The following is an 11030-nucleotide window of genomic DNA, read 5'->3' as shown; positions in this document are numbered from 1 at the left end:
GCAAAAAGTACAATAAGCTAAATAAGGGCGTATGGCGGATGCCTAGGCTCTCAGAGACGAAGAAGGACGTGATAAGCTGCGAAAAGCTACGGGGAAGTGCACATAACTTTTGATCCGTAGATATCCGAATGGGGCAACCCAGCATGTTGAAGACATGTTATCTCGTAAGAGAAGTGAACCTGGAGAACTGAAACATCTAAGTACCCAGAGGAAGAGAAAACAATAGTGATTCCGTTAGTAGTGGCGAGCGAACGCGGATTAGCCCAAACCTATTTTGTTACGGCAAGATAGGGGTTGTAGGACTACGATATTCGATGCTTAATGAATTAGAACTGTTTGGAAAGACAGGCCAAAGAAGGTGATAGCCCTGTATAAGTAAAGAGAGTTATTGATAGTAGTATCCTGAGTAGTGCGGGGCACGTGAAACCCTGTATGAATCCACCGGGACCATCCGGTAAGGCTAAATACTCCTGAGAGACCGATAGTGAACTAGTACCGTGAGGGAAAGGTGAAAAGAACCCTAAGTAAGGGAGTGAAAGAGATCCTGAAACCGTACGCCTACAAGCGGTCGGAGCCAATTTATTGGTGACGGCGTGCCTTTTGCATAATGAGCCTACGAGTTACTGTTTCTAGCAAGGTTAAATGTTTAAGACATGGAGCCGTAGCGAAAGCGAGTCTGAATAGGGCGCATAAGTTAGTAGTAGTAGACGCGAAACCGAGTGATCTACCCATGGGCAGGTTGAAGCAGTGGTAACACACTGTGGAGGACCGAACCAGTTGACGTTGAAAAGTCTTTGGATGACCTGTGGGTAGGGGTGAAAGGCCAATCAAACTCGGAAATAGCTCGTACTCCCCGAAATGCATTTAGGTGCAGCGTTGTGGTAGAGTTTTATAGAGGTAGAGCTACTGATTGGATGCGGGGGCTTCACCGCCTACCAATTCCTGACAAACTCCGAATGCTATAAAATATACACAGCAGTGAGGGCATGGGTGCTAAGGTCCATGTCCGAGAGGGAAAGAACCCAGACCATCAGCTAAGGTCCCCAAATATATACTAAGTTGAATAAACGAGGTTTGATTGCCTAGACAGCTAGGATGTTGGCTTGGAAGCAGCCATTCATTTAAAGAGTGCGTAACAGCTCACTAGTCGAGCGATCGAGCATGGATAATAATCGGGCATAAGTATATTACCGAAGCTATGGCTTTACAGTTTACTGTAAGGGGTAGGGGAGCATTGTAATCAGCGTTGAAGGTGTACTGCGAGGTATGCTGGAGTGATTACAAAAGAAAATGTAGGCATAAGTAACGATAATGCGGGTGAGAAACCCGCACACCGAAAGACTAAGGTTTCCTCAGCGATGCTAATCAGCTGAGGGTTAGTCGGGACCTAAGGCGAACCCGAAAGGGGTAGTCGATGGACAACTGGTTAATATTCCAGTACTACTTTATATTGCGATGGGGTGACGGAGTAATGAAAGCACCGCGAACTGACGGAATAGTTCGTTGAACTGTGTAGGTATAAGTTTTGTAGTTAAATGCGCAAGACTTGCTAAAGCAGGATAGTACCACAAAGCCTCGGCGGCGTGGATAGTGTGCCTAAGCGCTTCCAAGAAAACCCTCTAAGCTTCAGATATAAAGTACCCGTACCGTAAACCGACACAGGTAGTTGGGATGAGAATTCTAAGGTGCTCGAGAGATTCATGGCTAAGGAACTAGGCAAAATAGACTCGTAACTTCGGGAGAAGAGTCGCCCCCCTTTTGGGGGGCCGCAGAGAAATGATCCAGGCGACTGTTTATCAAAAACACAGGGCTATGCTAAATTGAAAGATGATGTATATGGCCTGACACCTGCCCGGTGCTGGAAGGTTAAGTGGAGTTGTTAGCTTCGGCGAAGCAATGAAATGAAGCCCCAGTAAACGGCGGCCGTAACTATAACGGTCCTAAGGTAGCGAAATTCCTTGTCGGGTAAGTTCCGACCTGCACGAATGGTGCAACGATCTGGATACTGTCTCAGCCATGAGCTCGGTGAAATTGTAGTATCGGTGAAGATGCCGATTACCCGCTACGGGACGAAAAGACCCCGTGAACCTTTACTATAGCTTAGTATTGACTTTGGATAAGTAATGTGTAGGATAGGTGGGAGACTTTGAAGTGGCGTCGCCAGGCGTTGTGGAGTCATTGTTGAAATACCACCCTTTGCTTATCTGAAGCCTAACTCAGAGATGAGGACAGTGCTTGGTGGGTAGTTTGACTGGGGTGGTCGCCTCCAAAAGAGTAACGGAGGCTTCTAAAGGTACCCTCAGCACGCTTGGTAACCGTGCGTAGAGTGCAATGGCATAAGGGTGCTTGACTGAGAGACATACACGTCGATCAGGTTGGAAACAAGAGCATAGTGATCCGGTGGTTCCGTATGGAAGGGCCATCGCTCAAAGGATAAAAGGTACTCCGGGGATAACAGGCTGATCTCCCCCAAGAGCTCACATCGACGGGGGGGTTTGGCACCTCGATGTCGGCTCGTCACATCCTGGGGCTGGAGAAGGTCCCAAGGGTTGGGCTGTTCGCCCATTAAAGTGGCACGCGAGCTGGGTTCAGAACGTCGTGAGACAGTTCGGTCTCTATCTGTAGCGGGCGTTAGAAATTTGCGTGGATCTGATTCTAGTACGAGAGGACCGAATTGGACTGACCTCTAGTGTACCAGTTGTTCCGCCAGGAGCACTGCTGGGTAGCTACGTCGGGAAGGGATAAGCGCTGAAAGCATATAAGCGCGAAACCCACCACAAGATGAGATTTCTTTAAAGGGTCGTGGGAGACTACCACGTTGATAGGCTATAGGTGTAAAGGCAGTAATGTCATAGCCAAGTAGTACTAATAACCCATAGGCTTATGTACGTATCTTTCCCTCCGCAAGGAGGGAAGGACAACTCTTTTTTAGCATGATTATTTATAATATTATTACTTTAATATGTCAACTTATACGGTTGAAGCAACCGAAATAGCTTAAGGTGATTATAGCGATAGGGCTCACCTCTTCCCATTCCGAACAGAGAAGTTAAGCCTATCAGCGCCGATGGTACTGCCACTGGTGGAAGAGTAGGTCATCGCCTTTCTTTTTAAAACTCCTCATTACATAAAGTAGTGAGGAGTTTTTTATCTAAAAATCATACTGATTTATGAACTGATTTTTTTAATTTCGGAAGGAATAACCAAAACCTTCATCATGAAAGCTAAAAAATCAAGAAGAAAATTCATTAAAAAATCTGCTATCATATCTGCAGGAATTGGATTGGCACCTAGCCTTACCTATGGTATGCATTCCAAGCAAAATGAAAAAGTTAATGTTGGCTTGATTGGAGTTGGTTTGCGAGGTATAAATCATTTAAATAATTTACTACAAAGAGATGACGTTCGCATTACTGCTGTTTGTGACATAGATCATAAAAGAATTGATTTGGTGAAGGATATATTTAAAAAGAAAAGTATTTCACTACCAAAATTTTATGATAAAGATGAGCACGACTATAAAAATATGCTAGAATTTAATGAACTAGATGCAGTGATTATTTCAACCCCGTGGTTATGGCATGCTCGAATGGCTAGAGACGCCATGAAAGCCAGAAAGTATACTGGAGTTGAAGTTTCTGCTGCTAATACCATGGAGGAGTGCTGGGATTTGGTGAATACCTACGAAGAGACCGGAACTCATTTAATGATCTTAGAGAATGTAAATTATAGACGTGACATTCTTGCTGTACTCAATATGGTTCGACAAAATATTTTTGGTGAATTGGTACACTTTAGATGTGGATATCAACATGATTTGCGCTTTGTGAAACTAAATGATGGAAAGTCCGCCTACGGAAAGGGTGTCGAATTTGGTGACAAAGGAATATCTGAGTCTAAATGGAGAACACAACATTCAGTGTTAAGAAATGCCGATGTCTATCCAACTCATGGTGTTGGTCCTATCGCTGTTATGTGCGATATCAATAGGGGTAATCGTTTTTCTTCTATTACCTCCAACGCTACAAAAAGTATCGGCTTGCACAATTATATTGTAAAGCATGGAGGAAAAGATCACCCCAATACCAAGGTAAAATTTAAGCAGGGAGATGTCATTACTTCAACCATCGAAACAACAAATGGAGAAACTATAATTGTGACCCATGATTGTAATTTACCCAGGCCCTATTCTCTTGGGTTCAGAGTACAGGGTAGTAATGGTCTATGGGAAGTAGATGGAAATAGAATCTATATAGAAGGAAAATCAAAGCCCCACAAATGGGATACCGCAGATGAATGGCTGCAAAAATATGATCATCCTTTATGGAAAAAATATGGAGAATATGCCGTCGGAGCAGGGCATGGTGGAATGGATTTTTTTGTATTGAACGCATTCATAGAATCGGCAAAACAGAATGTAGCCCCACCACTCGACGTGTATGATGCAGCTGCATGGAGCGCGATAACACCGCTTTCTGAACTATCGATAGAGAATAACGGAGAGCCGCAAGATTTTCCTGATTTTACCAGAGGCATGTGGATTAAAAGAAAACCATATAATTGGATTAAAAACTCTTTTTAATAAGTGTTAGGTAGAAATAAAGCCGATATTCACATCGTAGCTCCAGGTAGAATTTGCCTCTTTGGTGATCATCAAGATTATTTGGGTTTACCTGTAATAGCCTGTGCAATAAATAGATATATTCATTTAAAGGCAAGCTTAAATAGCAATGCCACTTTCAAAATTTTACTACCCGATATTCAGCAAGAGCGGGTTATTAATTTAGGATCTACATTGACTCCAAAACATGAGCGAGACTACTTTATTTCTTCGTTAAATGTTTTAAAAAGGCATAGAGTTATTCCTGATAAAGGATATGACATTGTCATCAGTGGTAATATCCCGGGGAATGCCGGATTATCAAGTTCGTCTGCCATTGTAGTTGCCTGGATGCGATTTTTACTAGAAGCTTTTGGGAACAGTGAAATGACCACGCAATCGTGCGTCGCCAGACTGGCCTATGAAGCTGAAGTTTTGGAATATGGGTCTCCCGGTGGATTAATGGATCAATACGCAATAAGCCTCGGAAATCTAGTATATCTCAACACTGTTACGGGAAGTCATAAAACGATAGATAAGACGCTGCAATCACTTATCATAGGAGAATCTGGTATTCCAAAAGAAACCCTCGGAGTTTTGTCGCAACTTAGAGGAAAGGCCTTAGAAGCAATAGCTCAAGTTTCAAAGAAAACAGATTCTTTTGCTATTGAAGATACGAGGCTGGAAGACTATTATTTATATGAGAATCTTGTTTCTCATGACTTAAGACCTATATTTTATGCCGCAATTAAGAATTACGATATTACTAAACGAGCTTTGCTTGCTTTTTCACAAGACGAATTAGATGTGCATTCTATGGGTAGTTTAATGACCGAACATCATGATGTTCTTAAAAACATATTGAAAATTACAGTTCCTACTATTGACCGTATGATTGATGCTTCTCTTAAGGCAGATGCACTCGGTGCAAAAATTGTGGGCTCAGGAGGTGGCGGATGTATTGTAGTCCTTACTAAGCCAAAAAATGAAGATAAAGTAATTCGTGCGATACTCGCTGCGGGGGCGAAAAATGCCTATAAAATTAATATTGTAAATGGAGTTAAGGCTAAGAAGGATTCATTATGACAGATAGTTTAATCATTTTGGCTGGAGGAATGTCTTCAAGAATGAAGAAAGACCTTAGTAGCGATATTATATTGTCAGAAAGAGAGAAAACTGAAGCTAATCAACGTACTAAGGGATTGATTTCGATCGACTCCTCAGGCAGACCATTATTAGATTATATTTTGTTTAATGCCAAACATGCAGGTTTAAAAAAAGTTTATATTGTAATTGGAGAAGAAAACAGCTTATTCAAAAAGTTTTATGGAGAAAATTTATCAGGTAATATGTATAAAGGTGTTGTGATAAACTATGCAATACAATATATTCCAAATAATAGAACGAAACCTTTTGGTACCGCGGATGCTGTATTTCAGACCTTAGAACAGTACCCAGAATTAAAGCAATCTTCTTTTATCGTCTGTAATAGTGATAATTTGTATTCTACTAATTCATTCGAACTTCTTAAGAATTCAGAGCAGGATATTAGTAGCCTTATTGCTTATGACAGAGCAGGATTGAGATTTTCTCAAGATCGAATTACCAGATTTGCAATTTTACATTTAGATGATAACGAGTTCCTAATCAATATTAAAGAAAAACCCTCTGATAAAGAAATGGAGCAATTAAGAGATGGTTTAGGAAAACAAAGAGTAAGCATGAATATTTTTAAGTTTAATGGGACTCTATTTTTTAACTATGTAAAAGATTGTCCGGTAAACATCGAGAGAAATGAAAAAGAATTACCAACGGCTTTAATGAATATGGTAAAAGATAATCCCGAGAGCGTTATTGGAATTCCATTGTCTGAACATGTGCCCGACTTAACTTCAAAAGAAGATATACCTATTCTTAAAGAATATATAAATAATATAAACCTAAAAGTATGGTAATTTCAAATGAATTATAATAGAACTTATCTGGTAAGATTACAGTTTTTAGGCTTTAGACTGCATGGATGGCAAAAGCAACCTAATTTAAAGACAGTACATTTTATTTTAGATAAGACATTAAAGTTTGTTCTTGATGACATTAGTTTTAAAAGTATTGGGGCTAGTAGAACTGACGCAAAAGTTTCTTCGACAGATTATATTTTTCAATTATTTGTAGAAGAAGAGATAAATGAGCAAACATTTTTAGAAAATTTTAATAGAAGCTCACCCAGTGATGTAAGAGTTTTATCTGTTAAAAAACTTAATGATGATAACTTTAATATTATTCAATACCCTAAAACAAAGGAGTATCGCTATTATTTTTCTTTTGGAGAAAAGAGTCACCCTTATAGTGCAGCTTTTTTGGCTGGATTTTTAGAGGATTTAGATATAGAATTGATGAAAGAAGGAGCAAAATTATTTGAAGGTAAACATAATTTTAAAACATACTGCACAAAACCTTCTAAGCAAACTAAAACTACAAGGACTATAGAATATTGTCAAATAGAAAATAATATAGATTTTAAAGCATCTTTTTTTCCTAAAACTAGCTATATGTTAAAAATTAGGAGTAACGGATTTTTAAGAAATCAGATACGTCTAATTATGGGTGCTTTAGTCGAGCTAGGTAAAGGCAGTTACGATTTAGATTTTATAAGAGAAAGTTTAAAAGGAAATAATAACAATAAATTTATTAGAAATATTGCTCCAGCTTCTGGACTACATTTATATAAAGTAGATCTTATTACTCCTTTAAAACAGATCTAGAAATTACAATTTTTTGAATTTCAGAGGTTCCCTCATAAATTTGTGTGATTTTTGCATCACGCATCAAGCGCTCTACATGGTATTCTTTTACAAAACCATTACCGCCATGAATTTGAACAGCTTCAACAGATTGTTCCATAGCTACTTTTGAAGCATATAATTTTGCCATAGCGCTAGATCTATCATAATTATTACCTTGATCTTTATCCCATGCTGATTTCATTACTAAATAACGAGCTGCTTCAATTTCGGTAGCCATATCAGCTAATTTAAAAGCGATTGCTTGATGATTACAAATCTCTGTACCAAATGCTTTACGTTCTTTAGAATATTTAAGCGCTAATTCATAAGCACCAGATGCAATACCTAAGGCTTGAGATGCGATCCCGATACGACCACCAGATAAAGTTTTCATGGCAAATTTAAAACCAAAACCATCTTCACCAATTCTATTTTCTTTAGGAACTTTAACATCATTAAATTGTAAAGTATGTGTATCACTACCACGAATTCCTAATTTATCTTCTTTTGGACCAATGTCAAATCCTGGTGTGCCTTTTTCAACTATAAAAGCATTTATTCCTCTATGACCTTTATCTCTATCAGTTTGCGCAATTACTAAATATACGTCTGAACGACCACCATTAGTAATCCAGTTTTTCGTTCCGTTCAATAGATAATAATCACCTTTATCTTCTGCGGTGGTTGCTTGCGAAGTAGCATCTGAACCAGCTTCAGGTTCACTCAAACAAAAAGCACCAATATACTCACCAGCTGCTAATTTGGTAAGGTATTTTTGTTTTTGTTCCTCAGTACCGAAAGCCTCCAGACCATAACAAACAAGAGAGTTATTTACAGAAACCATAACCGAAGCCGAAGCATCAATTTTGGATAATTCTTCCATAATTAACACGTATGAAATAGCATCCATGCCACTTCCACCGTATTTTGGATCTACCATTATACCCATAAAACCCAGCTCTCCCATTTTTTTTACTAATTCATCTGGGAATTGCTGTTTTTCGTCACGTTCTATAACACCTGGTAATAATTCAGTTTGCGCAAAATCACGAGCAGCATCTCTAATCATGATATGCTCTTCGGTAAGGCTAAAATCCATTCTATATTTGTTATTATTAAATTCGTAAAAAAATGTACTCAAAGATACTTTTTTACTGGCATATTTTCAATAGAGTTTTCCTATTTTTACCAATATGCTAAAAGATATTTTTTACGGAATAGGGCTGATGTCTGGCACTTCCCTTGATGGAGTTGATTTAGTTTATGTAAAATTTAATTATTCTAAAGACCATACTTTTAAGATTATACATTCGAATACTTATCCTTATTCGAATATTTGGAGGCAAAAATTGAAAGATGCTTTTACTTTTAAACAAGAAAATTTAGAAAAGTTAGATGTAAAATTCGGAAACTATTTAGGGAATCTGATAAACGACTTTATTGAGGAAAACGAAATAAAGAAAGTAGATTTTATTGCTTCGCATGGTCATACTATTTTCCATAAACCAGAAGAAAAATACACATTGCAAATAGGTGATGGACAAACAATTGCAAATATTTCAAAGCAAAAAGTAATATGTGATTTTAGGACTCAAGATGTAGACTTAGGTGGTCAAGGTGCACCTTTGGTGCCAATCGGAGATCGACTTTTATTCAAGAGGTATGATTACTGTTTAAACTTAGGTGGTTTTGCAAACATCTCTTTCGAAAGTAAAAGAAAAAGAATTGCTTATGACATATGCCCCGTAAATATTGTTTTAAACTATTATGCAAATAAATTAGGGCTAGATTTTGATGATAAAGGAAGAGTAGCAACAACTGGCGAAATAAATGATTCACTATTCGGTGAGTTAGATAATTTAGAATTTTATAAAAAAGATTACCCTAAATCTTTAGGCTTTGAGTGGGTAGAGAAAAAAATTTTTCCTTTGATTGATTCATACGATTTAGAAGTTAAAGATGTTCTTAGAACTTTTATTGAACATAGTGCTATTCAGATTTCAAATCAATTTTTAAACAATCAAAAAGTAGTTTTAATAACAGGAGGAGGAGCTTATAATGATTTTCTAATTTCTAGAATAATTGAACTTAGTAAAGTCAGAGTTGCCATTCCCGAAAAGGAAATAATTGAATACAAAGAAGCATTAATTTTTGCTTTTTTAGGGCTACTAAGATTAGAAAATAGAACAAATGTATTGAGATCTGTAACAGGGGCAAGTAAAGACCATTCTTCTGGCAAAATTTTCACACCTAAGCTTTCTTAAAAACTTTATATTTGTTCGGTTTAATTCAAAATAATTTTAAAATGAATCAACTTTAACTTCGCTTGGGAAAGATTACACAAAGTAGAATAGAAAATACAAACTAAAGTTAGAACAAGTTATAAAATTAGAAATGAAAGAATTATTACAGAAATACGAAAATAAACAACCAGAAATTGTCTTTAACTGGAAAGACTCTGAAACTGAAGCTGAAGGTTGGACAGTTATAAATTCACTCAGAGGCGGAGCTGCAGGCGGCGGAACACGAATGCGTAAAGGTTTGGATATGAATGAGGTATTGTCTTTAGCCAAGACGATGGAAGTAAAGTTTACAGTATCTGGTCCTGCAATTGGAGGTGCAAAATCTGGAATCAATTTTGATCCTAGAGATCCTAGAAAGCATGGTGTTTTAGAGCGTTGGTATAAGGCCGTTGCACCATTATTAAAAAACTATTACGGAACTGGTGGAGATCTAAATGTTGATGAAATTCATGAAGTAATTCCTATTACCGAAGAGAGTGGTGTTTGGCACCCTCAAGAGGGTGTTTTCAACGGACATTTTAAACCTACTGAAGCGGATAAAATTAACAGAATTGGACAGTTGCGTCATGGAGTAATAAAAGTAATAGAGAATGAAGAATATACACCAGATATTACAAAAAAATACACTGTTGCCGATATGATAACAGGCTTTGGCGTTGCTGAAGCAGTGAAACATTATTATTCAATTTATGGTGGTGATGTGCAAGGAAAAAGGGCTGTTGTTCAGGGTTTTGGAAACGTAGGTTCTGCAGCTGCATATTACTTAGCCCAAATGGGAGCAAAAGTAGTTGGTATTATTGACAGAGCAGGTGGAGTGATTAATGAAGACGGATTCTCTTTTGACGAAATCAAAGAATTTTTTTTAAAGAAAAAGGGAAACACGTTAATAGCAGATCAAATGATTCCTTTTGAAGAAATGAACCAACGCATTTGGAATTTGGAAACTGAAATATTTGCACCTTGCGCTGCATCAAGGTTGATTACGCAAGAGCAAATAAATCAAATGATAGATACTGGCTTAGAAGTAATTTCTTGCGGGGCCAATGTGCCTTTTGCTGATCCAGAAATTTTCTTTGGAAGTATTATGGAACATACAGATACTAAAGTGAGCTTAATTCCAGATTTTATTTCTAATTGTGGAATGGCGCGTGTTTTTGCATATTTTATGGAAAGAAAAGTTTCAATGGATGATAAAGCTATTTTTGATGATACATCCAAAACGATTTATAATGCTTTAAAGAAAGTTAAGGATAAAAGAGCATCAAAAAATAGGATAAGTGAAACTGCATTTGAAATTGCTCTTGAACAATTGCTATAATTTTATATCTTTAAACAAAAAACTAC

General features: G+C 37.6%; 7 protein-coding genes and 2 rRNA genes. 8 read left to right on the top strand and 1 reads right to left on the bottom strand.

The window, feature by feature from the left end; genetic code table 11:
- Positions 1–10 precede the first annotated feature (10 nt).
- The 6 genes from AC3IF2_RS08265 (at position 11) to AC3IF2_RS08240 (ending at position 7362) form a co-directional block, all read left to right on the top strand.
- A 23S ribosomal RNA gene (locus AC3IF2_RS08265) occupies positions 11–2889 on the top strand.
- Positions 2890–2998: 109 nt separating this feature from the next.
- Positions 2999–3107 (top strand): 5S ribosomal RNA (gene rrf, locus AC3IF2_RS08260).
- Positions 3108–3217: 110 nt separating this feature from the next.
- A complete protein-coding gene (locus AC3IF2_RS08255; RefSeq protein WP_489166595.1) occupies positions 3218–4582 on the top strand; it encodes a Gfo/Idh/MocA family protein in 1365 nt (454 codons plus the stop codon).
- 3 nt (positions 4583–4585) lie between these two features.
- Complete coding sequence (locus tag AC3IF2_RS08250) at positions 4586–5686, top strand: mevalonate kinase family protein (RefSeq protein ID WP_489166594.1); 1101 nt, start codon at positions 4586–4588, stop codon at positions 5684–5686.
- On the top strand, positions 5683–6555 hold the full coding sequence (locus AC3IF2_RS08245; RefSeq protein WP_489166593.1) for a sugar phosphate nucleotidyltransferase: 873 nt from the start codon (positions 5683–5685) through the stop codon (positions 6553–6555). Before AC3IF2_RS08250 ends, AC3IF2_RS08245 begins: the two co-directional genes overlap by 4 nt.
- Positions 6556–6561: 6 nt before the next feature.
- Positions 6562–7362: a tRNA pseudouridine synthase A gene (locus AC3IF2_RS08240; protein WP_489166592.1), complete on the top strand. Its 801-nt coding sequence runs from the start codon at positions 6562–6564 to the stop codon at positions 7360–7362.
- Here the strand turns inward: AC3IF2_RS08240 and AC3IF2_RS08235 are convergent.
- Positions 7340–8482 carry an acyl-CoA dehydrogenase gene (locus AC3IF2_RS08235; protein ID WP_489166916.1) on the bottom strand — a complete coding sequence of 381 codons (1143 nt, stop codon included), beginning with the start codon at positions 8480–8482 and terminating at the stop codon, positions 7340–7342. The two genes, AC3IF2_RS08240 and AC3IF2_RS08235, sit on opposite strands and share 23 nt — an antisense overlap.
- A gap of 94 nt (positions 8483–8576) precedes the next feature.
- On the opposite strand from AC3IF2_RS08235, the gene AC3IF2_RS08230 reads away from it, so the two are divergent.
- Both AC3IF2_RS08230 and AC3IF2_RS08225 read left to right on the top strand, forming a co-directional pair.
- Positions 8577–9647 (top strand): anhydro-N-acetylmuramic acid kinase, encoded by a 1071-nt coding sequence (locus tag AC3IF2_RS08230; protein WP_489166591.1) that lies wholly within the window; start codon positions 8577–8579, stop codon positions 9645–9647.
- 130 nt (positions 9648–9777) lie between these two features.
- A complete protein-coding gene (locus tag AC3IF2_RS08225; RefSeq protein ID WP_489166590.1) occupies positions 9778–11004 on the top strand; it encodes a Glu/Leu/Phe/Val dehydrogenase dimerization domain-containing protein in 1227 nt (408 codons plus the stop codon).
- The last annotated feature ends 26 nt before the right edge of the window (positions 11005–11030 follow it).

The organism is Maritimimonas rapanae, assembly GCF_057837205.1.
The sequence above is the reverse complement of the archived record's forward strand: the minus strand, read 5'-3'. Positions and strand labels throughout refer to the sequence as shown.

Excerpts from the sequence above, each read along its gene's own strand:
- AC3IF2_RS08255 (WP_489166595.1), top strand. The coding sequence starts at position 3,218 with ATGAAAGCTAAAAAATCAAGAAGAAAATTCATTAAAAAATCTGCTATC.
- AC3IF2_RS08245 (WP_489166593.1), top strand. The coding sequence starts at position 5,683 with ATGACAGATAGTTTAATCATTTTGGCTGGAGGAATGTCTTCAAGAATG.
- AC3IF2_RS08240 (WP_489166592.1), top strand. The coding sequence starts at position 6,562 with ATGAATTATAATAGAACTTATCTGGTAAGATTACAGTTTTTAGGCTTT.
- AC3IF2_RS08235 (WP_489166916.1), bottom strand. The coding sequence starts at position 8,482 with ATGGATTTTAGCCTTACCGAAGAGCATATCATGATTAGAGATGCTGCT.
- AC3IF2_RS08230 (WP_489166591.1), top strand. The coding sequence starts at position 8,577 with ATGCTAAAAGATATTTTTTACGGAATAGGGCTGATGTCTGGCACTTCC.
- AC3IF2_RS08225 (WP_489166590.1), top strand. The coding sequence starts at position 9,778 with ATGAAAGAATTATTACAGAAATACGAAAATAAACAACCAGAAATTGTC.